The following is a 23,249-nucleotide window of genomic DNA, read 5'->3' as shown; positions in this document are numbered from 1 at the left end:
CGCGCCCTGCGCGAGGCGGTGCTCAGCGGCGGCGGCGACATCCTGGGCGCGGTGTTCACCCGCCGGCGGTTCTACATTCCGGAGCGTGTGTACCGATGGGCCTTCGGCTGATCCCCCTTGCGGCGCTGGCCTTCGCCCTGGTCGCCGGCGCCTGCACCACCCAGGAGATCCGCGTCGTCGAGCGCGAGCCGCGCGGCTTCGCGGCCTGGAGCGACGCGCCGCCGATCCACCGGCTGGGCATGGGCGACCGGGTCAAGTTCGACTTCCCGCTGACGCCCGAGAACAACGAGGAGGTGGTGGTCGCCCCCGACGGCTACATCGGCGTGCGCGTGGCCGGGCGGCTGCGCGCCCAGGGGCTGTCCGTGAGCGAACTGCAGGACCTGGTGGCCGAGCGGGCGCGGGCGCGGCTGAAGAACCCGATGGTGGTCGCCAGCCTGTCGGACTCGCGCTCGGCCCGGGTGATCGTCGGCGGACAGGTCAAGAACCCGGGGGTCTATGCGATCACCGCGCGGCCGACGGTGCTGGAAGCGGTGATGATCGCCGGGGGGCTCAATCCGGAATCGCGGATGACCGAGGTCGTCGTCCTGCGCCTGCGGCCCGACAACACGGCGATGATGCGCAAGGTCGACCTGCGGGCCTTCGTCTCGCGAGCCGACACCACCCAGAACATCCGGCTGGAGCCGGAGGACATGGTGTTCGTGCCGCGCAGCCGGATCGCCGAGGTCAACCTGTGGGTCGAGGAGTACCTCAACCGCAACATCTTCTTCGGCCGCAACATCCAATACACGAAGAACCAGGAAGTCGATTGAGGCCGATGGAGAGCGTGCGCTTCCTGAAGGTCCGGTTCGACCTCATCGACCTCGAGACCGCCTGCGACCTGATCGCGGGCCGGGCGCGCGAGATGGCGCCGTTCTCGTACGTGGCGACGCCGAACGCCCAATGCATCGTGCGCTTCAACGGCGGCAAGGCCCCGGCCGCCGACGCGGCGTGGAACGACGCCTGGCTGTCGACCAACGACAGCGGCCCGGCGGAACTGCTGGCCCGCGTGCTGTTCGGGCTGGAGCTCGGTCGCGTCACCGGCGCCGACCTGACCGCGGCCCTGCTGGCGCGGCGGATCCCGGCGACCACGCCGATCACCATCCTCGGCGGCACGGAGGAGATGGAGCGGCGGCTGCGCGAGCGCTACGGCCTGACGACCATCCGGCGGATGGACCCGGCGATGGGCCTGCTGAACAACCCGGCCGAGATCGAGCGCAGCGCGCGGTTCATCATCGACAACCCGGCGCCCTACATCTTCCTGGTGGTCGGCACGCCGCAGGCCGAGATCGTCGCCCAGCGCGTGGTGCAGCTTGGCGGCGGCAAGGGGGTCGGCCTATGCGTCGGCTCCTCGCTGAATTTCCTCACCGGCCTCGCCGGCCGGGCCCCAGAGTGGTCGCGCAAGCTCGGCCTCGAGTGGCTCTACCGGCTCGCGGCCTCGCCGCGGACCCACGCCCGGCGGGTGTTCGTCCAGTCGGCGCCGCTGATCTGGTACGCCCTGCGCGCGCGACTGCGCGGACAGCCGACGTGAGGACCGGGCCGTGACCGGTCTCGGCGCGCCCGCCCGTGGCCGGCTGGTCGGCGAGAGCGCCGAGGCCCGCGTCGCGGACGCGCTGACGGTGCGCGGCGGGATCATCGCCGCCCTGGTCTGCCTGCTGCCGATGTTCGCCCAGACGTTCCAGTACGTCGTCGACGCGCCGCCGCTCTATGTCCTGTCGAAGGCCTGGCCGATCCTGACGGCGCCGCTGGCCCTGCTGGCGGTGACCCGCATCGCCACGCCGTTCAAGCCGCTGGTGCTGGCGACGATCGCCTGGACCTGGGGCCTGGCGCCGGCGATCAGCATCATCGAACTGGGCAACAGCTATGTCGGGGCCGCCTCAACGACCCTGAAGGTGCTGTCGCTGTCCTTCGCCTTCAGCCTGCCGGCGGTGCTGGCCATCGTGAAGCCGACGCGCGAGGAGCTGCGGCGGGCGGTGATCGGGCTCGGCGTCGCAACCTTCGTGATCATGACGCTGCTGTTCGTGCTGGCTCCCGACAGCTTCTACGACCAGGGGATTCTGGAGACCAAGCTGTTCCTCAAGGACGAGGGCCGCGGCAAGCGGATCTATGCGCCGATGTTCTTCGGCATGATGTCGATCTTCTTCCTCAACCGCTCGTTCTGGCTGCGGCCGCGGGTCTGGAAGGCGGTGGCCGGCGCCGTCGCCTTCCTGCTGCTGATCCTGATCTACAAGCAGCGCACGGCGATCGCCGCCGCCCTGCTTTGCGTCCTGATCGGCGCGGTGCTGAGCCTGCCGCGGGGCCGGCTGACGGTGGCGGCCCTGCTGATCGCGGTCGGGGCCTGGCCGATGCTGATCCTAATCCAGAGCATCAGCAGCGACCTGCATTCAGGCTTCGGCAGCTCGTTCTCGGTCCGGCAGATGGAGCTGATCGCCGCCCTCGCCTTCCTCAACGACGAGCCGCTACGCTGGCTGACCGGGGTCGGCAGCATGACCCGGGCCGGCGACGTCAGCTTCGCCGACGTGGTCGACGCCGACGTCTTCTTCCTGGCCGACCTCGGCTGGATCGGGGTGGTGTTCGAGTACGGCGCGATCGGGGCCGGCCTGCTGCTGCTGCTGCATCTGGCGGTGATCTGGACCTGCGCCCGGGTCGCCGCGGCCAGCCGCGACCCGCTGCCGTGGGCGCTGCTGGACTACAGCATCTTCATCCTGGCGAGTTCGGCGGTCTACTCGGTGGTGTTTGCGCCGGGCGAGCTGATGACCTGCCTTGGCCTCGCCTGGTGGTTCAAGCGCTCGGGCAGCGACGAGGACGCGGCGCCGCCCGGCAAGGTGCTGTGGGACTTGGCGCGCCGGTCGGGCACGCAGGCCGGCGGGTCGCGCGGAGTGATGCTGGGCCGCAGGCCTAGCGCGCCGCGTCCGGCAGGGTCGCCAGGGCCCTCCTGAGCCCGTCTGGATCATCGCGCCGGGCGACCAGGACCCGGCCGCCGGCGGCGACGACCACCAGGTCCTCGATCCCCGCCACCAGCACCGGCGGCCCGTCGCTGAACACCAGCGACCCCTTGGCGTCCGAGAGCTGCGCCGGGCCGCGGACTGCGTTTCCGGCAGGGTCGCGGTCCGCCGATTGCCAGACGGCGGCCCAGCTGCCGACATCCGACCAGCCGACGTCGGCAGCGACCGCCATCAGGTCCTGCGCCTTTTCGAAGATCGCGTAGTCGACGGCGATGTTCGGCGCTTCCGCGAACGCCGCCCCGAGCCGCACCACCGGACCGTCGACCCTGGCCTGCGCCAGCGCCGCCTCGACGGCGGCCAGCACCTGCGGCGCATGCTGTGCGGCGAGGGCGGCGAGGGCCTGGGGCCGGAAGGCGTAGATGCCGGCGTTCCAAAGGTAGTCGCCGCTGTCGAGATAGGTCTGGGCCGTCGCGCGGGACGGCTTTTCCTCGAAGCTGAGGATGCGGCGCAAGGCGCCCTCCGCCGGCGCGGTGCGCAGGTAGCCATAGGCGTCGGACGGCTCGGTGGGCGTCGCGCCGAGCAACACCACCTTGCCTGCGTCGACGCCCGGGCCTGCCGCCTCCACCGCCGCCAGCAGCGCGGGGGCGTCGGCGATGCGGTTGTCGGCGTTCATCGCCACGGCCACGGTGGCCGGATGCGCCGCCGACAGCCACGCGGCGGCGGCGGCGAGGGCCGGGGCGGTGCCGCGCGGCGCCGGCTCGACCAGGATGGCGAGCGGCGGAAATCCCGCCGCCTCGAGCTGACCCCGCGCGAGATCGACGTGTTCGGCGCCGGTGACCAGCAGCGGCGGGCCGAACGCCTCGCCGCCGAGCACCTGGGCGGCGGCCTGCAGCAGCGAGACGTCCTCCAGGATCGGCTGGAACTGCTTGGGCCGCTCGCGGCGCGAGAGCGGCCACAGGCGCGACCCCGAGCCGCCAGCGATCAGGACGGGCGTATAGCGGGCCATGGGCTCTCCGTTGCGTCGGGCCATGCTCAGGCGGTGCGGCCCGGCTGTCAAAGACCCCGCACTCTGCGATCGCATGGTCCGAAAATCGGTGTTTTTTCCACTAGCCACGCCCGCGGGGCTGCGATCTTGTAGCGCGGCTCAAGAATAGGATGGGGGAGGACCATGACACATCGACGCGAATTCCTGACCGGCGTGGCCGGACTGGCCCTGGCCGCGCCGCTGGCCGGCGGCGCCGTGGCCCAGCCAAGCGGGCAGCCGGCCGACATCCTGCTGGTCAACGGCCGGATCGCCACGCTGAACCCGGCCCAGCCACGCGCCGAGGCCGTGCTGGTGCGCGGCGGCCGCATCGCCTTCGTCGGCTCCAACGCCGAGGCCCGCCAGCGGGCGCGGGGCCTGGCGCCCGTCGACCTCGGCGGCCGGACGCTGATGCCCGGGTTCATCGACGGCCATACCCACTTCGAGTGGTACATCGAATCCGACGTCTTCCACACGCGCATCGACCGCAGCCACAAGACCCTGCCGGAGATCTTCGCGGTGCTGCGCCAGGCGGCGGCGACCAAGCCGAAGGGCGAGTGGATCTTTGGCCGCGGCTATTTCAGCCTCGACCAGCAGGTCGCCGAGAAGCGGCTGGCGACGCGCGAGGAGCTCGACGCGATCTCCACCGACCATCCGATCATCCTGTTCTCGTCGATCCACGTCTCGTCGCTGAACACGCCGGCGCTGAAGAAGCTGGGCATGTGGACGCTCGAGGACGAGAAGAAGCTGCGCTGGAAGGACGGCAGCCCCCGGACCGCGACCCTGATCCATCGCGACGCCAACGGCGTGCCGAACGGCGTCGTAACCGAGATGTTCGACATGGTCCTGGACCAGCCGCTGATCCCCGAGGCTGACCGCCTGCCGGCCTATTCGCGGTATGCCCGCGAGAAGTTCCTCGGCGCCGGCATGACCTCGGTGTGCAACGTCTCGGGCGATCCCGACCACATCCGGATGGAGAAGGCGCTGCAGGCGCGCGGCCAGCTGCCGCTGCGGTTCCGCAGCTTCTACCAGCTGCTCGCCGTCGTCGGCCTCGACGACCTGATCGCCGCGGGCCTCACGCAGGGCCAGGGCACCGACATGCACAAGGTCGGCGGCGTGAAGATGTTCGTCGATGGCGCCGGCCAGGACGGCATGGGCCACCGGATCACCGACTACAAATGGACCGAGGAGCGGCTGATCGACACCCTCGCCAAGTGCAACATGGCCAACCTGCCGGCGTTGCTGCACGCGGTGACGCCGGGCGGCCTCAACCGAGCCCTCAATGCCATCGCCGGCGCGAAGGCGCGGACCGGCCGCAACCTGCGCCACCAGATTCACCACCTCGGATTCCTGGATGGCACGTCGCCGGACCTGCACCGCATCCGCGAGCTGGGGGTCACGGTCGGCATGACGCGGGCGGAGAAAGGCAACGGCACGCCGCGGCCGCGGCCGGACTTCCGGGCGATGGTCGACGCCGGCCTGCAGGTGATGAGCGTCGCCGACCCGGCCGGCAGCTTCCCCGGCTTCTCGGCCTGGGAAGGCGTCGGCTCCCTGGTGGCCCCGGCCAGCGAGGGCGGCACCCTGATGGATGGCCGCCACCTGACGGTCGACGAGGCGATCCGCACCTGGACCACCCAGAGCGCCCTGACCAACTATGAAGAGGCCAACAAGGGCCAGGTCAGCGTCGGCAAGCTGGCCGACTTCCAGGTGCTGTCGGCCGATCCGTGGGCGATCCCGCCCGGCGCGCTGTTCGACATCAAGGTCGAAGAGACCTACCTTGGCGGTCGTTCGGTCTATCGGCGGACCTAGGGCCCCAGGCTGGCGCTGACCGCGGCGCGCGCGCCGAGCTGGGCCAGCAAGGCCGGATCGCGGCCGTAGATGTCCCGGCGCAGCGCCAGGCCGTCCGGACCGGGCATGGCGGTGAAATAAGTGATGTAGACGGGGAGCGGCGTGTCGAGGTCGACGCGCTGCTCCTCGCTCTCGCCGGCCGCCGCCGTGCGGGCGCGCTCGCCCAACAGCAGGGTCGCCAGCGACAAGGCGTCTTCCAGCCGCACGCAACCGGAGCTGACGTAGCGGCTCTGCTCGGCGAAGACCGCCTTGTTCGGAGTGTCGTGCAGATAGATCCCGAGCGGATTGGGCAGCATCAGCTTGACCTTGCCCATCATGTTGCGCGGGCCGGGCCGCTGGCGGACCCGGACCTCGACGTCGCCGCGCTCGATGGCCGCCCAGTCGAGGGTGGCGGGGTCGAGCTCGACGGCGTCGTCCTCGTAGCCGGAGAGGACGACCATCCGCTCGGTCTGCAGGTAGCCGAGCCCCTGGGCCAGGACATTGCGGGCGACGGTCGTACGGACGAGGTCAGCCGGCACGTTCCAGTAGGGGTTGAAGATGGCGTGGCGGATCAGGCCGGTCATCATCGGCGTTGGATGATCAGGCTTGCCGACCGCCACCTTCATCGTCGTGACGGGTTGCTCGCCGTCGAACAGCCAGAGCTGGCCGGCGGCGGCGTCGACGAGGATGAAGCGGGGGCCGAGGTCCGGCGGCAGGGCGCGGGCGCGCTCGAGGTTGGCCAACACCACCGCCTCGCGGGCGGGATCGCCGGGCCCGGCGCGCAGGGCGGCAAGCTCGGCGCGGAAGGCGTCGTAGATCGCGTTCATCACGGTCAGCGCGACGAGATCGGGGCCGTCCGACCGCTGGCCGGCCGCGCGCAGGATCGCCTCGGGGTCGCTGGCCCGCGCCGGCAGCTGCGGATCGACAAAAGCCCATCCGGCGTCGCCGCGGGGGCGGCGCAGGTCGCCCACATAGGCGACAAGGGTGCGGGACAGGGCGAGCTCCGCCGCCGCGAGGCGGTCCGGATCGCCGTCCGCGGCCTCGGCCAGGAGCCGCCCCAGATCGTCGGGATGGTAGTCGGCCGGATCCAGGCCGTGGGACGCAGCGTCACGCACCGCCGCCAGCAGGGCGTCGGCCGGGGGGCGGACCTCGGCGGTGTCGAGGTCCAGCCAGAGGGGCGCAAACCCGCGCGCAGCGTAGGCCCGGGCCAAGGCCGCGTCCTCGCCCGACAGCCGGGCCCGCAATGCGTCCCGAACCTCTTCGCCGTGGACGCCAATGTCCGCCGAGAAGGGCGGTCGGGCGACGTCCTGGGCGAGCGCCGGCGCGCCGACGCCGGCCAGGGTCAAGGCCGCCAGAAGACCGACGAGGCGCGCGGCCGGCGCTGGACCGGCCGCGCGCCCGGCGCGGGCGATGATCAGCCCCGCTCGCCGGTGCTCGGCGCCGGGGTCGGAGCCGGAGCGGGTTCAGGGGCCGGCATCGGCTCGGGGGCCGGGGCCGGCGCGGTGTCCGCGGCGGTGTCGGAAACCGGGGCGGCCATGCCTGTGTCGGCGGCGGCCATGTCGTTGTTGTTGTGCGCGCAGGCGGTCAGAAGGCCGGCCGCGGCGACGGCGCAAACGATGAAGCGCATCTTGGGTTTCTCCCTCTTGTCGAGAAGCGACGCCGGGTAATTTTCACGGCCCGCGCTTGGTTCCCGGCCAGGAGAAATGAGGCCCTATTCGCCGAACGGCAGGCGAGTCGAGATCGGCGCGTCGGGGTCAGCGGGTCGGGCGGGCGGCGGCGCGGGGGCCGACTGGCTCTGGGCTTCCGGCGCCGGCTGCGGGATCGGAACCGCCGGGATCACGAGCGGCGGCGGAGCGGGCTCGGGCGCGACGGCCGACGCGGTGGTCACGTCCACAGCCGAGGCGGCGCGAGGGCGCGGCGGTGCGGTGCGTGCGACCAAGCGCGTGCGGACCGGCGGCGCGACACTGACCTGCGGCGCGGCCAGCGCGGAAGCCGCCTCGGCCGCGGGTTCGAGGTCTGCCGCGGGCGGCGCCTGAAGGGCGCTCTGCGACGCGGGCTGGGATAGCGGGGCCGGCGGGACGGGGGTGACGAAGGCGGGCGGCGGCGGCTCGCGCATCAGGGCGGCGACCGTCACCACCAGGCCGACGGCGCAGACGCCGAGGCTGGCGACCAGGGGCAGGCGGCTGGGACGCGCCCGCACCGTCCGGGCCGGCGGCGCGGCGGCGAAGCGCGCGGGCTCGGCCTGGGGCGCAGGTTGTGGAGGCGGCGGGGCGGCGGCCGCCGCCGGCGCAGGCGTCGGGGTCGGAGCCGGCGCCGTCGCCGGCGCGGGGGACGGGCGGCCCATCGGTACGGCCGAGCCGGAGAGGATGGAGTTGGAGGGCGAGCGCGGAATGGACGCCGGCCGCGGCGGCGGGGCCGGCGCACGCGCCGGCGCGTCCGGCAGCGGCCCGACGCGGAAGGTGCGTTCGGGCAGCCGCGGCCACGCCGAGTCGCGGGCGTAGGGGTTCGGGATGTCGTTCCGCTCGGCCATCGTCACTTCTCAACTGGCCCCGACAGCTTGCCAGGCTGTTCGGGGCGCTTGTGTGACCGCCGGGCGGCGAGGGTCAGAAGATTTCGAACAGCCCCGCCGCACCCTGGCCGCCGCCGACGCACATGGTCACGACGCCGTACTTCGCGCCGCGCCGCTTGCCCTCGTAGAGCAGGTGGCTGACGCAACGGGCGCCGGTCATGCCGTAGGGGTGGCCGATCGAGATCGAACCGCCGGAGACGTTCAGCTTCTCGTTGGGGATGCCGAGCTTGTCGCGGCAGTAGAGCACCTGGCTGGCGAAGGCCTCGTTGAGCTCCCAAAGGTCGATGTCGTCGATCTTCAGGCCGGCGCGCTCGAGCAGCTTGGGAATGGCGTAGATCGGGCCGATGCCCATTTCCTCGGGCGCGCAGCCGGCGACCGCCAGGCCGCGGTAGGCGCCGAGTGCCTGCAGGCCGCGGCGCTCGGCGTCCTTGCGCTCCATCAGCACCACGGCGGCCGAGCCGTCCGAGAGCTGCGAGGCGTTGCCGGCGGTGACGAACTTGCCCTCCGGCACGAAGCGGCCGCCCTTGAACACCGGCTGCAGCTTGGCAAGGTCGTCCAGGGTGGTCTGCGGCCGGTTGCCCTCGTCCTTGGAGAGGGTGATCTCGCGCTCGGAGATCTCGCCGGTCTGCTTGTCCGCCACCTTCATGATCGTGGTGACCGGGACGATCTCCTGGTCGAAGCGGCCCTCGGCCTGGGCCTGGGCGGTGCGCTGCTGCGACTGCAGGGCGTATTCGTCCTGCGCCTCACGCGAGACGCCATAGCGTTCGGCGACCAGTTCGGCGGTCTCGATCATCGAGGTCAGGATGCCGGGCTGCATCTTCACCAGCTCCGGATCGCCGGTCATGAAGAGGTTCATCTTCTCGTTCTGTACGAGGCTGATGGACTCCAGCCCGCCGCCGACCGCGACCGGCACGCCGTCCTGCACCACCGCCTTGGCCATGGTGGCGATCGCCATCAGGCCGGAGGAGCACTGGCGGTCGATGGTCATGCCGCCGACGGTGTTGGGCAGGCCGGCGCGCAGGGCGGCGTGGCGGCCGATGTTCTGGCCGGTGGTGCCCTGCGGCAGGGCGCAGCCCATGGCGACGTCGTCGACCTCGCCCGGATCGATTCCGGCCTGGGCGACCGCGGCGCGGATCGAGTGCGCGCCGAGGGTCGCGCCGTAGGTGTTGTTGAAGGCGCCGCGATAGGCCTTGCCGATAGGGGTCCGCTTGGCGGCGACGATGACAGCTTCGCGCATCACGAGTCCTTTTGGCCGGCGGCCGGTTTGAAGTCGGAGAATTTCTTGCCTTCGGCGACCAGCTGCTCGAGCAGGGCGGCCGGCTTGAATTCCTCGCCAACCTGAGCCTGGTAGACCTTCAGCCGCTCGAGGACCTTATCGAGGCCGATCTGGTCGGCGTAGTACATCGGCCCGCCGCGGTAGACTGGCCAGCCGTAGCCGTTGACCCAGACGACGTCGATGTCCGAAGCGCGGTAGGCCTTGCCTTCCTCGAGGATCTTCGCGCCCTCGTTGATCATCGGATAGATGCAGCGCTCGAGGATCTCCTGGTCGCTGATCTCGCGCTTCGGCAGGTTGGCCTTGGCGGCGAAGTCCTTGACGATCTGCTCGGTGACCGGCGACGGCGTCGCCTTGCGGTCGGCGTCGTAGTCGTAGAAGCCGCCGCCGGTCTTCTGGCCGAGGCGGCCCTGCTCGGCGAGCACTTCGCGGACGTTGCGGCTGGCCGACTCTTCCTTGATCCAGCCGATGTCGAGGCCGGCGAGGTCGGACATGGCGAAGGCCCCCATCGGGAAGCCGAAGTCGTAGATCACCCGATCGACGTCCCACGGCATCAGCCCTTCGAGCAGGAGGCGCATCGCCTCCTGCTGGCGCGGGGCCAGCATGCGGTTGCCGATGAAGCCGTGGCAGACGCCGGCGACCACGGCGACCTTGCCGATCTGCTTGGCGAGCTTCATCGCCGTGGCCAGCACGTCCGTCGCCGTCTTCTCGCCGTCGACGATCTCGAGCAGGCGCATGACGTTGGCCGGCGAGAAGAAGTGCAGGCCGACGACGTCCTGCGGACGCTTGGTCACCGCCGCGATCTCGTCGACGTTCAGGTAGGAGGTGTTGGTCGCCAGGATCGCCCCCGGCTTGCAGGTCGCGTCGAGGCGGGTGAACACGTCCTTCTTGACGTCCATCCGCTCAAACACCGCCTCGATGACGAGGTCGCAGTCCCCAAGGGCCGCGAAATCGAGGGAGCCGGTGATCAGGCCCATCCGCGTCTCGACGTCCTCGGCCGTGATGCGGCCCTTGGCGGCGGTGCGCTCGTAGTTCTTGCGGATGACGCCGAGGCCGCGCTCCAGCGCCTCGGCCTTGACCTCGACCAGGGTCACCGGGATGCCGACGTTGGCGAAGTTCATGGCGATGCCGCCGCCCATGGTGCCGGCGCCGAGAATGCCGACCTTGGCGATCGGCCGGGTCGGGGTGTCGTCCGAGGCGCCGGGGATCTTGGCGGCCTGGCGTTCGGCGAAGAAGTAGTAACGTTGGGCCGCCGATTGCGGACCCATCAGCAGCTCCATGAACAGCCGGCGCTCTTCGGCCAGGCCCTCGTCGAACGAGGCCGAAGTGACGGCCGCTTCCACCGCACGGATGGCCGCGTCCGGGGCGACGGCGCCGCGGGCGGCGCGGGCCGCCATCTTGCGGGCCGTCGCGAAGATTTCGGGATTGCTGCGGGCCGGGGCCAGCTTGTCGTCGAGATCGCGGACGCGACGGGGCGCGCCGCCCTCGGACGCCGCGCGGCGGGCCAGTTCGATGGCGGCCTCACGCAGGCCGCCTTCCGGGGCCATGGCGTCGATCAGGCCGGCGGCGTGGGCCTCGGCGGCCGGGACATGGTTGCCGCTGGTGATCATCTCCAGCGCCTTCTGGATGCCGACCAGACGCGGCAGGCGTTGAGTGCCGCCGGCCCCCGGCAGCAAGCCGAGCTTGACCTCCGGCAGACCCACGCGGGCCGACGGGACGGCGATGCGGTAGTTGGCGCAGAGGGCGACTTCCAGCCCGCCGCCGAGCGCCGTGCCGTGGATGGCCGCGACCACCGGCTTGGGGCTGCTTTCGATCAGCACCTGGATCTCCTGCAGGCTCGGCCCCTGAGCCATGCCGCCGGAGAATTCCGAAATGTCGGCGCCGGCGATGAAGGTGCGGCCCTCGCAGATCAGCACGATCGCCTTGGCGTCGGACTCGATGGCCTGGCGGAAGCCCTGGTCCAAGCCCTCGCGCACCTTGAAGGACAGAGCGTTCACGGGCGGGGAGTTGAGGGTCAGGACCGCCACATCGACGCCCCCCTGGCTCTCGTGCACCAGCGTCGTCACCGAATTGATCTCGGCCATCGTTCCTCCGCCCAAATGGACATGTCAGCGTTGGGGAGCATTGGCCAAGTGGCGAAGACGAAGTCAACCGTGCCGCAACGTAAGCTAGGCCACCGTTCTGCGAGCCTATGCGCTATCACTTCAGCCGTGTTCGAAGAGCGCCTGATTTGACCCAACCGAAGACCCCGTCCGCCGCCCGTCGCCTCGGCCTGATCCTGGCCGCCATCGGGGTCGCGATCCTGACCCTGGCGGTGGTTCTGTACGCCGCGCGCCGGACGCTGGCGCGGGAGGCGCTGACCGGCTGGCTGCAATCGAAGGGCGTGGCCTCGAAGGCCGACATCGAGGCGTTCGGCCTGACCGGCGCCACCGCTCGCCTGCGCATCGGCGACCCGCGCAATCCGGACTTCGTCGCGGAGCGGGTCGAGGTCCGCTATGCGCTGCGCGGCTTCAGCCTGGAGGTCGGCGAGGTGCGGCTGCTGCGGCCGGTGCTGCGGGCCCGCATCCGCGGCGGCGCCTTGAGCCTCGGCGCGCTCGACCCGCTGGTCGCGGAGTTCCGCCGCCGACCGCCGCGCCCGGACGCCGCCAAGCCGCGCATCGAGGTCGAGGACGGCGTGCTGGCGCTGAGCACCGACTACGGCCCCGTCCAAGTCGCCGCCGACGCCCGGATCGAGGACGGCAAGCTGATGGCGCTGGCGGCGCGCTCGCAACCCGCGCGCCTGGCCGGCCGCGCCTTCGTCGTGGCGGCCGGGTCCGGCGACCTGATCGTCACGACCCGCGCCGACCGGCTGCGCGCCGAGCTGTCCCTGCCGTTGGCGCAAGCCAAGGCCGCCGAGGCCGAGCTGCGCGACGGCCGCCTGCGGCTGACCGCCGAAGCCCCATATCCGGACCTCGAGAAGAAACGCGGCGACGGGCGCCTGGTGGTCCGCGCGAGCCTGACGGGACGCACCCTGCAGGCCGGGGCCAACCGCCTGGCGGACCTGAACGCCAGCTTCGACTTCACAGGCGACACCGCCGGCTGGATTCCCGACCTGCGGGTGCGCGGCGCGGCGGTCGCCGAGGTCACGGCGCGCGACGCGACGGCCACCGCCGGGCGGGCCGAACGGCTGCAGGTTCGCGCAGCCGCGCCCGACCTGACCTGGACCCGGCGCGGCGGCGATGCGCTGGGCGCCACCGTGCGCGTCGCCGGGACCGGCCAGGGGCTGGTCGCCTCGGACCTGCGGGTCAGCCGGCTGTCGGCCGACTTCGCCGGCCCGGTCGGCTGGCGGCGCGGGGCAGCGACCGCCCGGCTGCGCGGCGAGGTCGCGGCGCGCGGCGGCTGGCTGGGCCTCGGGGCGCCGACGGCGTTGGATTCGGCCGAGATCATCGCCGTGAAGCGCGGCCTGCGCGACCTCGACCTGCGGGCGCCCGGCATCGCCCTGGCCATCGACGGCGACGTCGTCCGGGCGGAGCTGACGGAGGCCGTGACGGCGACCACCCGGGCGGGCGGGCGGGCGCGGCTGTCGCCGCAGGCCGGCGGCTGGCGGCTACGGGTGGCGGGCGGCGGCCTGCCCGACGCGACGGCGGAGGCGCGGAACGTGCGGCTCGCCGACGGGGTGCTGACGACGGACGGGCGGGTGCAGGCCAGGGTGTCGCTCGGGCCGCTGGAGCGGGCGACCTTCGACGCCGCCGGTCGCCTGTCGGCCGGGGAGACGGTGCGATTTTCCGCCAGCCGCTGCGCGAGCTTCCGGGCCGAGAAGGTGGAGCTCGGGGAAAACGACCTGACGGGGCTCACGGGTCGGCTGTGCCCGACGGGCGGGCCGTTGCTGACCCTGGCCGGCGGCGACTGGCGGATCGCCGGGCAGGCGGAAGGGGTCGCCGCCGAGGCGCCGAGCTTCCAGGTCAGGGTCGCCGACGGCGCCGGCCGCCTGACGATGGGCACGCGGCGCGGCGTGCTCGACGCGGACGTGCGGATCGCCGGGGCGCAGGTGTCCGACGCCGCGCCGCAGGTGCGCTTCCAACCGCTGCGGGTCGCCGGCCAGGCGGGTCTGGCGCGCGAGGTATGGACGGCGCGGCTGTCGGCGACCACCCTCGGCGGCGCGCCGATCGGACAGGCGGATCTGCGCCATGAGGCGGCGAGCGGCGCCGGCGGCGTCGACCTCGATACCGGGATGCTGTCGTTCGCGGAGGGCGGGCTGCAGCCGCTGCAGCTGTCGCCGCTGGCCGCGGCGGTCGGCTCCCCCGCCACCGGCTCGGCGCGCTTTACGGGCCGCTTCGACTGGACCCCGACCGGCGTGACCAGCCGCGGCGTGCTGACCGTGCCGCGGCTCGACTTCCTGAGCCCGGCCGGGCGGGTCACGGGCCTTTCCGGCGAGGTGGCGTTCGACAGCCTGACCCCGGTGGCGGCCAGGCCGGGACAGACGTTGCGCATCGAGGCGGTGGCCGGCGCCCTCCCCCTGTCGGCGGCCAGCGCCACCTTCGGCATCGAGCCGGGGGCCCTGACCATCGCCGGCGGCGAGGCGAGCGTCGGCGGCGGCAAGGTGCGGGTCGAGAACCTGCGCGTGCCCCTGGCCCCGGGCGAGGCGGCGCGCGGCGTGCTGCACCTCGATGGCGTCCAGCTGCACGACATCGTCGAGGCCTCGCCGTTCGGCGACAAGGTCGAGTTCGACGCCAAGGTGTCGGGCCGTATCCCGTTCGAGGTCCAGGACCAGAAGGTGCGGATCCTCGGCGGCTCGCTGGCCGCCGTGCAGCCGGGCCGCATCTCGATCCGGCGCGAGGCGCTGAGCGGCGTCGCCGCCGGCCAGCCGCCAGCTCCGGGCGCGCCGCCGCCGACCACCGACACGGTCACCGACTTCGCCTACCAGGCGATGGAGAACCTCGCGTTCGACACCCTGTCTGCGGACATCGAGAGCCGGCCGAACGGGCGGCTGGGGGTGATCTTCAAGATCGTCGGCCGCCACGATCCGCCGCAGAAACAGCAGATCCGCCTGACCTGGATGGACATCATCCGGCGCAATTTCCTGAACCGGACGCTGCCGTTGCCCTCGGGCACGGGCGTGAACCTTACGCTGGACACGACGCTGAACCTGGACGATCTCCTGCGGGACTACGGCGAGTACCAGCGGCTTCGCAGTTCACCCCCGGTTCAGCCCTGAACCGCGAATTTGGAGACGCACATATGGCGGAGAGGACCTCATGATCGCGCTGAGACGATCCCTGCTTCTCGCGGCGCTCGCCGCCGGCGCCTCGGCCTGCACGCCCACCATCCGGGTGGCGGTCGAGCCGATCACCATCTACGCCAAGCTGGACGCCGACGTCCGCTTGCGGCTGGACGAGGAAGTGAAGGCCTTGATCCAGTCCAACCCGAACCTCTTCTAAGCCGGGCAGGTCATCATGCAGGCACGCAACATCATCATCGGCGCGGCGGCCATCGCCGCCCTCATCCCCGCCGTCGCCTACGCGCAGTCGGCCGCCACCAAGGCGACGGTCGACCGGGCCAAGGCGGCCGGCGTCGTCGGCGAGCAGGCCGACGGCTACCTCGGCTTCGTCACCGAGCCGGCCGATCCGGCCATCCGGGCCGCCGTGACCGAGACCAACGCCGGCCGCGCCCAGGTCTATCGCGAGGCCGCGGCCCGCACCGGCACCACGCCGGAAGCGGCCGGCGCCTCGGCGTTCACGACGGTGGTGCAGGCGCGACTGAAGCCGGGCGAATTCTATCGCCCGACCGGCGGCGGCTGGGTCCGCAAGTAGGGGTCAGTCCAGCGCGCGGTACGCGGGCAGGGTCAGGAATTCCTCGAAGGTCTCGGCGAGCGTCATCTCGGAGAAGATCCGGATGGCGTCGTCGAACCGGCCTTCGCCGCGCAGCTCGCCGGTTTCCTCTGCCAGCACGGCCTGGAACAGTTCCGGCGTGACCGGGCGCCCGTCGGCCAGGGTCGCGCCGTGGCGGATCCATTGCCAGAGCTGGGCGCGGGAGATCTCGGCGGTGGCGGCGTCTTCCATCAGGCCGAACAGCGGCACCGCGCCGCGACCGCGCAGCCAGGCCTCGATGTAGCGCACGCCGACGCGGATGTTCTCGCGCAGGCCATGCTCGGTCCGCTGGCCCTCATGGACGCGCAGCAGGTCCTCGCGGCTTACGCTCGCCTCTTCGCGCAGCACGTCGAGCTGGTTCGGCGCCGCCTTGGCGAAGGCTTCCATCGCCACCGGGACGAGGTCGGGGTGGGCGACCCAGGTGCCGTCGTGGCCGGCGCGGACCTCGCGCAGCTTGTCGGCCCGCACCTTTTCGAAGGCGGCGGCGTTGGCGGCCGGGTCGCCCTTCACCGGGATCTGCGCCGCCATGCCGCCCATGGCGAAGGCGCCGCGGCGGTGGCAGGTCTGGATGAGCTTCAGGCTGTAGGCGGCGAGGAAACCCTCGCCCATGGTCATCGCCGCACGGTCCGGGGTCAGGGCCTGCGGATGGGCCTTCAGCCGCTTGATGAACGAGAAGATGTAGTCCCAGCGGCCGCAGTTCAGGCCGACGATGTGGTCGCGCAGCTCGTAGAGGATCTCGTCCATCTGGAAGGCGGCCGGCAGGGTCTCGATCAGGACCGTCGCCTTGAACGTGCCGACCGGCAGCCCGAGCGCCTGCTGGGCGTGGACGAAGACGTCGTTCCACAGCCGGGCTTCGAGGTAGCTCTCCAGCTTCGGCAGGTAGAAGGCCGGGGTCGCGCCGGCGGCCAGCTGGGCCTTGGCGTTGTGGAAGACGTAGAGCCCGAGGTCGAAGAGACCGCCGGACATCTCCTCGCCATCGACCAGAGCGTGTGCTTCCGGCAGGTGCCAGCCGCGCGGCCGGACCATCAGGACGGCGGGGTCGTCGCCCAGGGCGTAGGACTTGCCGGTCGCCGCGTCGGTGAAGGCGAGGTCGCCGGACCAGCGGTCCTTCAGGTTGACCTGGCCGTCGACCATGTTGGCCCAGGTCGGGGAGGAGGCGTCCTCGAAGTCGGTCATGAACACCTTCGCGCCGGAGTTCAGCGCGTTGATGATCATCTTGCGGTCGACCGGGCCGGTGATCTCGACGCGGCGGTCGAGAAGGTCGGCCGGGATCGGCGCCACCCGCCAGTCGCCGTCACGGACGGCCTGGGTTTCGGGCGCGAAGTCGGGGGTCTCACCCCGATCGTAGCGGGCCTGGCGCTCCTCGCGCAGGGCGAGGAGCTCCAGCCGGCGGTCGTTGAACCGCCGGTGCAGGTCGGCCAGGAAGGCCAGGGCCTCCGGCGTAAGGATCTCCGCGGCGCGGCCTTCCACAGGCCCCTTGATCTGGACAGGGGGCCGTACGGCGAGGTCGACGGACATCGGGCGTTCCTTACTGGACTGGTCGTTAAGCGGGCAGGACGAGTTGTTCGCTGGCGATCGCGTATCGGGCCGTAGCGCTGCTGCGCGTGGCGTCCGATACGCGACGCCAAGCCCGGCTCGCTTCCTCGCGGGTGTCGAACGGGCCCAGGACCTCGGGCTTGCCGTCCCGAAGGGTCTTGAACCTCACGCAGCTGTACTCACCGCCGACGACCCAGAAGCGCTCCGTGCTCATGGTCTTAGCTCCCTAGGCGAACTGGTTCATGGTGTTGTGGACGCCGCCGGCCTTCAGAGCGGCTTCGCCGGCGAAGTACTCCTTGTGGTCATCGCCGATGTCCGAACCGGACATGTTCTGGTGCTTCACGCAGGCGATGCCCTGACGGATCTCTTTGCGCTGCACGCCGGCGACGTAGCCGAGCATGCCCTGCTCGCCGAAGTATTCCTTGGCCAGGTTGTCCGTGGACAGCGCGGCCGTGTGGTAGGTCGGCAGGGTGATCAGGTGGTGGAAGATGCCCGCCCGCTTGGCGCTGTCGCGCTGGAAGGTGCGGATGCGCTCGTCGGCTTCGGCCGCCAGGTCGGTGGCGTCGTAGTCGGCGCTCATCAGCTTGGCGCGGTCGTAGGCCGAGACGTCGCGGCCGGCCGCCTGCCAGGCGTCATAGACCTGCTGGCGGAAGTTCAGCGTCCAGTTGAACGACGGGCTGTTGTTGTAGGCGAGCTTGGCGTTCGGGATGACCTCACGAACGCGGTCGACCATGCCGGCGATCTGCTCGATGTGCGGCTTCTCGGTCTCGATCCACAGCAGGTCGGCGCCGTTCTGCAGGCTGGTGATGCAGTCGAGGACGCAACGGTCCTCGCCGGTGCCGGCGCGGAACTGGAACAGGTTCGAGGGCAGGCGCTTGGGACGCAGCAGCTTGCCGCCGCGGTTGATCACCACGTCGCCGTTGCGGAACTCGGAGGCCGAGATCTCGTCGCAGTCGAGGAAGCTGTTGTACTGGTCGCCAAGGTCGCCGGCTTCCTTGGAGAAGGCGATCTGCTTGGTCAGGCCGGCGCCGAGGCTGTCGGTGCGCGCGACGATGATGCCGTTGTCGACGCCGAGTTCGAGGAAGGCGTAGCGGACGGCGCGGATCTTCTGGATGAAGTCCTCGTGCGGGACGGTGACCTTGCCGTCCTGGTGGCCGCACTGCTTCTCGTCGGAGACCTGGTTCTCGATCTGCAGGGCGCAGGCGCCCGCCTCGATCATCTTCTTGGCCAACAGGTAGGTCGCCTCGGCGTTCCCGAAGCCGGCGTCGATGTCGGCGATGATCGGAACGACGTGGGTCTCATAGTTGTCGATGGCGTCGACCAGTTGCTGCTCGCGGGCCTTGTCACCGGCCTTACGGGCGGCATCGAGGTCGCGGAACAGCATGCCGAGCTCGCGGGCGTCGGCCTGACGCAGGAAAGTGTAGATCTCTTCGATCAGCGCCGGCACCGAGGTCTTCTCGTGCATCGACTGGTCCGGCAGCGGGCCGAACTCCGAGCGCAGGGCCGCAATCATCCAGCCCGACAGGTAGATGTAGCGACGCTTCGTGGTGCCGAAGTGCTTCTTGATCGAGATGATCTTCTGCTGGGCGACGAAGCCGTGCCAGCAGCCCAGCGACTGGGTGTAGTTGGCCGGGTCGGCGTCGTAGGCGGCCATGTCGGCGCGCATGACGTTGGCCGTGTGCTTGGCGATCTCGAGGCCGGTCTTGAACCGGTTCTGAAGGCGCATGCGCGCCACGGCCTCGGGGCTGATCGCCTCCCAGGGGCCGCCTTTGTTGGAGACAAGCTGGCTCATCTCGATGATGTGGTCCTGGTACGACATACGCCCTCTTCCGTGTTTGCGCTTTTACAAGCCGCACGATCCTAACCCCCCGGACGCACAGGCAGAAGATCAGCGGCCGGCGCCAAAAGGCTGTGTTGTCACAAGCGCATCTTGTAAATTTTGTAAAAACGTGACAGCTTGACTGGATGGCCCTTGGCTCCACTGACCGGAAGCTGTTTCTCGGCGCCCGCCTCAAGCGGATGCGCCGCGAGCTCGGCCACACCCAGACGCGGATGGCCGAAGATCTGGGGGTCTCGCCAAGCTACCTGAACCTTCTGGAGCGTAACCAGCGGCCGGTCACGGCCCAGGTGCTGCTGCGGCTGGCCGAGGCCTATGACATCGACCTGAAGAGCCTGTCGTCGGACCCGGAGTCGTCGCACGCGACGGGGCTTTCGGAGGTGTTCTCCGATCAGATGTTCCGCGACCTCGGCCTCGCCCGGCACGAGATCGCCGAGGTGGCCGACGCGGCGCCGGGCGTCTCCGAAGCCATCGTGCGGCTCTACCGCGCCTATCTCGACCAGCGTCGCATCGTCGACCTTGGCGGGGTGGGACGGCCCGAGGACGGGACCCTGACCCAGGTGGTGACCCCCGCCGACTGGGTGCGCGACTACATCCAGGCCCAGAAGAACCATTTCCCCGAACTCGAGGACGCCGCCGACGCCCTTACGCAGGCGCTGACCGGCGAGGGCCAGGAGTTCGCCGCGGCCGCCCGCGAGCGGCTGGCCAACAAGTTCGGCGTACAGGTCCGCGTCGTGCCGGTCGAGGTGCTGCCGGAAAGCGTTCGCCGCTTCGACCATCACCGCAAGCGCCTGTTCCTGTCCGAGGCCCTGACCGGTCCCGGCCGGGCGTTCTCGCTGGCCTTCCAACTGGCCATGCTGGAGCGGCGCGATCTGCTGGAGGCGATGGCTGACCGCGCCGCGCCCGCCGACCGGCCGACCCGCACCCTGCTCAAGGTCAGCCTCGCCAACTACCTGGCCGCGGCGATCCTGATGCCCTACGCGGCCTTCTATGAGGCGGCGGAGCGCACGGCCTACGACATCGAGCTGATGCGGGTGCGGTTCGGCGTGTCGTTCGAGCAGGCGTGCCACCGGCTGACCACCCTGTCGCGGCCTGGGGCGCGGGGCGTGCCGTTCTTCATGGTGCGGGTGGATTCGGCCGGCAACCTGTCGAAGCGGTTCGCCGGCGGCGCATTCCCCTTCTCGCGGTTCGGCGGCGCCTGCCCGCGCTGGAACATCCACTCGACCTTCCGCCAGCCGCGGCGGATCCTGACGCAGATCATCGAGACGCCGGACGGCCAGCGCTATTTCACCCTCGCCCGGACGGTGGCCCGCGTGGCGCGGCCGTTCGCAGCCGAGGAATCCGACCTCGCCATCGGTATGGGCTGCGAGCTGAAGTACGCCGAGCGGCTGGTCTATTCCCGCGGTCTCGACCTGCGCGAGCCGGCCGCGACCGGCGTCGGGCCCGCCTGCCGGATCTGCGAGCGGCCGGCGTGCCCGCAGCGCGCCGCCGCGCCGTTGAGCCGCACCCTGACGATCGACGACTTCACCAAGTCGATCACGCCCTACCCTTTCGCCTCGACCTGAGGTCAGCCGACCGTCAGCACCACCTTGCCGACATGGGAGCCCGTCTCGAGATGGGCGTGGGCCTTGGCCGCCTGCTCAAGCGGGAAGGTGCGATCAACCACTGTGCGGACCTTGCCCCCCGCTACCCACGGCCAGACCACCCGCGCGATCTCGGCGGTCAGGCGGGCCTTCTCGTCGGCATGGCGCGGTCGAAGCGTCGAGCCGGTGACGACCGCCCGCTTCTGCATCAGCCGGAAGATCGGCAGGGTGACCTTGTCGCCGCCCTGGGCGGCGATGAAGACGATCCGCCCGCCGGTGCGAAGGGCGTCGAGATCCTTCGCGAAGTAGTCCCCGCCGACCATGTCGAGCACGACGTCGGCGCCGCCCGCCGCCTGGGTCACCGCGGCGAAGTCCTCGGCGCCGGCGTCGATGGCGATGTCGGCGCCGAGGGCCCGCGCCTGCTGCGCCTTGCCGGCGCCGCGGGCGGTGGCGATCACCCGAGCGCCCGCCGCCTTGGCCATCTGGATGGCGGCGACGCCGATGCCCGAGGTCGCGCCGTGGACCAGCAGGGTCTCGCCGGCCTTGAGGGCGCCGTGCTCGAAGACGTTGGCGAACACCGTGAAGACGGTCTCAGGGAGACCCGCCGCCTCGACGAAGTCGAGGCCGTCCGGGATCGGCAGGACGTGCCGGGCGTCGACGGCCGCGTACTCGGCGTAGCCGCCGCCGCCGAGCAGGGCGCAGACGCGCTCGCCCGCCCGCCAGCGGCCGGCGGCCTGGACGACCTCCCCGGCGATCTCCAGGCCGAGCGTCTCGGGCGCGCCCGGCGGCGGCGGATAGGCGCCGAGCCGCTGGACGATGTCGGGCCGATTGACGCCGGCCGCGCGCACTCGGATCAGCACCTCGCCCGTCTTCGGAACAGGCCGCGGGATGGATGCTGCATGCAGCGCCTCGGCCCGCCCCTTGCCGTCCGCGACGACGATGGCGGTCATGGTCTCCGGGGGTGCGGTCATGGTGGGGACTCTCCGCAACTCTTGCGCTGATGCGCCGTCGGGAGTTGGATAGCGGCTCACACGGGGGCCGGCAAAGGAGGCTCGCGAGGCGAATGGAAGAAGCAGCGGAAGTTAGGGTCGGACGCGGCCAGCGGTTGGCCGAGGCGGTGCGCGAAGACCTCGACCTCTATGGGTTCGTCGAGCTCGAGGAGCGGATCGAGGTCCTGCAGGACGAGATCGCCCGGGTGAGAGCCCATCTGGAGCGCAAGCGCGCCGGGCGGGAAGCCGCCGACGCGCTGTTTTCCTCGCGTCCCGCCTGAACTGCGCTAAGGCAGGCGGCACCCGGCCGGCGCCGGTGGCACGACGGTTGCAGGCGTGCGAGGGAAAACGCACCTTCACGCCCACGGCGGGAATCGACGGCGCGGCGATAAGGACGGCTTGGACAGATGAGCGAACTCAGCACCCCGTGGCGCATCGACGTGATCGAGGATTTCGCGCGCTCGGAGCTGTTCGAACGCACCTTCCAGGAAGGCATGGAGTTGGTCGAAGAGACCGCCGCCTATCTGGACGGCGCCGGCCGCCAGGAATCGAAGTCGCTGTCGCGGGAGGCGGCCCTCGCCTACGCCGCCGAGAGCATGCGGCTGACCACCCGGCTGATGCAGGTCGCCTCCTGGCTGCTGGTCCAGCGGGCGGTGCGCGAGGGCGACATGGCCGCCGACGCCGCCTGCGAGGAGCGGTACCGCCTGGCGGCGGAGGACCCGCGCCCCGCCGACGCCGACGCCGAAGGCCTGCCGCCCGGCCTGACGATGCTCTGCGACCGGTCCGAACGTCTCTACGAACGCGTCCGCCACCTCGATCGGCGGATGTATGTCGAAAGCGCCGCCGACCCGGCGCCGCACCCGGTGCTGTCGCAGCTCGACCGCCTGAAGACCGCGCTCGGCGGATTCTGAGCCTGCGCGCCCCTCTTTCCCGGGAGAGGGGAGGCGGCCTGCGCGACGCGCCGGACGCGGGTTCGATCGCCGGGTCCGTCAGTCGCGAAAAAGGGGTCGGCGAACATCGCGCGACCCCTCATCCGTCGGGCTCGCGCCCGACACCTTCTCCCGCAAGGGGAGACGGATATCCAAGCGAGGCTTAGGCTTCGGCGGTGTCTTCCGCGGCGGCCGAAGCATCGGTCTTCTGCATCTGGCGCTCGGCGATCCGGGCCGACTTACCGCGACGATCGCGCAGATAGTACAGCTTGGCGCGACGGACGACGCCGCGGCGCTTGACCTCGATGCTTTCGATCATCGGCGACAGGATCGGGAACAGACGCTCCACGCCCTCGCCGAAGGAAATCTTGCGGACGGTGAAGCTCTCATCGATGCCCTGACCCTGGCGGGCGATGCAAACGCCCTCGTAGGCCTGCACGCGCTCGCGCTCGCCTTCCTTGATGCGCACGTTGACGCGCAGGGTGTCGCCGGGCTGGAAGTCCGGCACCTTGCGGGTGGCCAGCAGGCGGTCGGCTTCTTCCTTACGGAGTTGTTCGATCACGTTCATGGTCTTCATCCTTACTGGGCTTTACTCGCCCTTTGCCTGTTGATTGGCGAGATGCGCCGTCCAGAGGTCCGGCCGTCGCTCCCGCGTGGTCTCTTCCCGCTGGCGCGACCGCCACTTGCGGATGTCCGCATGGTGGCCGCTCAGCAGCACCTCGGGGATCTCAAGTCCTTCGAACGTCCGCGGACGGGTGTACTGCGGATGTTCGAGGAGCCCGTCCTCGAAGCTTTCTTCACTCAAGCTCTCGGCCTGGCCCAACACGCCGGGCACGAGCCGTACGCACGCCTCGATCG

Annotated in this window: 21 protein-coding genes and 1 pseudogene; 10 read left to right on the top strand and 12 right to left on the bottom strand. The window is 71.1% G+C overall.

Going from position 1 to position 23,249, the window contains the following annotated elements; all coding sequences use genetic code 11:
- Positions 1–95 precede the first annotated feature (95 nt).
- From ACILRF_RS06670 to ACILRF_RS06660, 3 genes are read left to right on the top strand one after another with little or no spacing between them, the layout of a single operon-like run.
- Positions 96–809, top strand: coding sequence for a polysaccharide biosynthesis/export family protein (locus tag ACILRF_RS06670; RefSeq protein WP_395671498.1), 714 nt, complete (start codon positions 96–98; stop codon positions 807–809).
- Positions 810–814: 5 nt separating this feature from the next.
- Complete coding sequence (locus ACILRF_RS06665) at positions 815–1,567, top strand: WecB/TagA/CpsF family glycosyltransferase (RefSeq protein WP_395671497.1); 753 nt, start codon at positions 815–817, stop codon at positions 1,565–1,567.
- A 10-nt stretch (positions 1,568–1,577) separates the two neighbouring features.
- Positions 1,578–2,975 (top strand): hypothetical protein, encoded by a 1,398-nt coding sequence (locus ACILRF_RS06660; RefSeq protein WP_395671496.1) that lies wholly within the window; start codon positions 1,578–1,580, stop codon positions 2,973–2,975.
- On the opposite strand, the gene ACILRF_RS06655 is transcribed toward ACILRF_RS06660, so the two are convergent.
- A complete protein-coding gene (locus ACILRF_RS06655) occupies positions 2,935–3,987 on the bottom strand; it encodes a mannose-1-phosphate guanylyltransferase (RefSeq protein WP_395671495.1) in 1,053 nt (350 codons plus the stop codon). The genes ACILRF_RS06660 and ACILRF_RS06655 overlap by 41 nt on opposite strands.
- Positions 3,988–4,149: 162 nt before the next feature.
- Between ACILRF_RS06655 and ACILRF_RS06650 the strand changes: the two genes are divergently transcribed.
- Positions 4,150–5,811, top strand: a complete 1,662-nt coding sequence (locus tag ACILRF_RS06650; protein ID WP_395671494.1) for an amidohydrolase — start codon at positions 4,150–4,152, stop codon at positions 5,809–5,811.
- Here the strand turns inward: ACILRF_RS06650 and ACILRF_RS06645 are convergent.
- From ACILRF_RS06645 to ACILRF_RS06625, 5 genes are all read right to left on the bottom strand, one after another.
- The gene (locus tag ACILRF_RS06645) at positions 5,808–7,175 is read right to left on the bottom strand and encodes a L,D-transpeptidase family protein (protein WP_395671493.1); all 1,368 of its coding nucleotides are present in this window, start codon (positions 7,173–7,175) and stop codon (positions 5,808–5,810) included. The two genes, ACILRF_RS06650 and ACILRF_RS06645, sit on opposite strands and share 4 nt — an antisense overlap.
- A 68-nt stretch (positions 7,176–7,243) precedes the next feature.
- Positions 7,244–7,456: a hypothetical protein gene (locus ACILRF_RS06640; protein ID WP_395671492.1), complete on the bottom strand. Its 213-nt coding sequence runs from the start codon at positions 7,454–7,456 to the stop codon at positions 7,244–7,246.
- An 84-nt stretch (positions 7,457–7,540) separates the two neighbouring features.
- Positions 7,541–8,359, bottom strand: a complete 819-nt coding sequence (locus tag ACILRF_RS06635; protein WP_395671491.1) for a hypothetical protein — start codon at positions 8,357–8,359, stop codon at positions 7,541–7,543.
- 73 nt (positions 8,360–8,432) lie between these two features.
- On the bottom strand, positions 8,433–9,635 hold the full coding sequence (locus ACILRF_RS06630; RefSeq protein ID WP_395671490.1) for an acetyl-CoA C-acyltransferase: 1,203 nt from the start codon (positions 9,633–9,635) through the stop codon (positions 8,433–8,435).
- A complete protein-coding gene (locus ACILRF_RS06625; protein WP_395671489.1) occupies positions 9,635–11,755 on the bottom strand; it encodes a 3-hydroxyacyl-CoA dehydrogenase NAD-binding domain-containing protein in 2,121 nt (706 codons plus the stop codon). The genes ACILRF_RS06630 and ACILRF_RS06625 overlap by 1 nt, the downstream gene beginning before the upstream one ends.
- Positions 11,756–11,901: 146 nt before the next feature.
- Here ACILRF_RS06625 and ACILRF_RS06620 point away from each other — a divergent pair, with 146 nt between their 5' ends.
- Genes ACILRF_RS06620 through ACILRF_RS06610 form a run of 3 tightly spaced genes read left to right on the top strand, consistent with a single transcriptional unit; the run spans position 11,902 to position 15,460 of the window.
- Positions 11,902–14,865: a YdbH domain-containing protein gene (locus tag ACILRF_RS06620; protein WP_395671488.1), complete on the top strand. Its 2,964-nt coding sequence runs from the start codon at positions 11,902–11,904 to the stop codon at positions 14,863–14,865.
- Between the two features lie 40 nt (positions 14,866–14,905).
- Positions 14,906–15,088: a YnbE family lipoprotein gene (locus tag ACILRF_RS06615; protein ID WP_395671487.1), complete on the top strand. Its 183-nt coding sequence runs from the start codon at positions 14,906–14,908 to the stop codon at positions 15,086–15,088.
- Between the two features lie 15 nt (positions 15,089–15,103).
- Positions 15,104–15,460, top strand: coding sequence for a YdbL family protein (locus tag ACILRF_RS06610; RefSeq protein ID WP_395671486.1), 357 nt, complete (start codon positions 15,104–15,106; stop codon positions 15,458–15,460).
- Positions 15,461–15,463: 3 nt separating this feature from the next.
- Here the strand turns inward: ACILRF_RS06610 and aceB are convergent, their stop codons facing one another.
- From aceB to ACILRF_RS06595, 3 genes are read right to left on the bottom strand one after another with little or no spacing between them, the layout of a single operon-like run.
- Entirely contained in the window at positions 15,464–17,035 is a 1,572-nt protein-coding gene (gene aceB / locus ACILRF_RS06605; RefSeq protein WP_395671485.1) for a malate synthase A, read from the bottom strand.
- Between the two features lie 25 nt (positions 17,036–17,060).
- A complete protein-coding gene (locus ACILRF_RS06600) occupies positions 17,061–17,267 on the bottom strand; it encodes a hypothetical protein (RefSeq protein WP_395671484.1) in 207 nt (68 codons plus the stop codon).
- Between the two features lie 12 nt (positions 17,268–17,279).
- Positions 17,280–18,872, bottom strand: coding sequence for an isocitrate lyase (locus ACILRF_RS06595; RefSeq protein WP_395671483.1), 1,593 nt, complete (start codon positions 18,870–18,872; stop codon positions 17,280–17,282).
- A gap of 146 nt (positions 18,873–19,018) precedes the next feature.
- Between ACILRF_RS06595 and ACILRF_RS06590 the strand changes: the two genes are divergently transcribed.
- On the top strand, positions 19,019–20,455 hold the full coding sequence (locus ACILRF_RS06590) for a short-chain fatty acyl-CoA regulator family protein (protein ID WP_395671482.1): 1,437 nt from the start codon (positions 19,019–19,021) through the stop codon (positions 20,453–20,455).
- A 2-nt stretch (positions 20,456–20,457) separates the two neighbouring features.
- On the opposite strand, the gene ACILRF_RS06585 is transcribed toward ACILRF_RS06590, so the two are convergent.
- On the bottom strand, positions 20,458–21,444 hold the full coding sequence (locus ACILRF_RS06585) for an NAD(P)H-quinone oxidoreductase (protein WP_395671481.1): 987 nt from the start codon (positions 21,442–21,444) through the stop codon (positions 20,458–20,460).
- A gap of 92 nt (positions 21,445–21,536) precedes the next feature.
- Here ACILRF_RS06585 and ACILRF_RS06580 point away from each other — a divergent pair, with 92 nt between their 5' ends.
- Positions 21,537–21,743 carry a DUF1192 family protein gene (locus tag ACILRF_RS06580; protein ID WP_395671480.1) on the top strand — a complete coding sequence of 69 codons (207 nt, stop codon included), beginning with the start codon at positions 21,537–21,539 and terminating at the stop codon, positions 21,741–21,743.
- Between the two features lie 126 nt (positions 21,744–21,869).
- Positions 21,870–22,373, top strand: a complete 504-nt coding sequence (locus tag ACILRF_RS06575; protein ID WP_395671479.1) for a DUF1465 family protein — start codon at positions 21,870–21,872, stop codon at positions 22,371–22,373.
- Between the two features lie 181 nt (positions 22,374–22,554).
- Here the strand turns inward: ACILRF_RS06575 and rplS are convergent, their stop codons facing one another.
- Positions 22,555–22,959: a 50S ribosomal protein L19 gene (gene rplS, locus ACILRF_RS06570; RefSeq protein WP_395671478.1), complete on the bottom strand. Its 405-nt coding sequence runs from the start codon at positions 22,957–22,959 to the stop codon at positions 22,555–22,557.
- 21 nt (positions 22,960–22,980) lie between these two features.
- Positions 22,981–23,249 (bottom strand): annotated as a pseudogene (locus ACILRF_RS06565) (tRNA (guanosine(37)-N1)-methyltransferase TrmD); the annotation flags it as partial.

Origin of the sequence: Phenylobacterium sp., from assembly GCF_044236515.1 — a bacterium.
Lineage (GTDB): Bacteria > Pseudomonadota > Alphaproteobacteria > Caulobacterales > Caulobacteraceae > Phenylobacterium.
The sequence above is the reverse complement of the archived record's forward strand: the minus strand, read 5'-3'. Positions and strand labels throughout refer to the sequence as shown.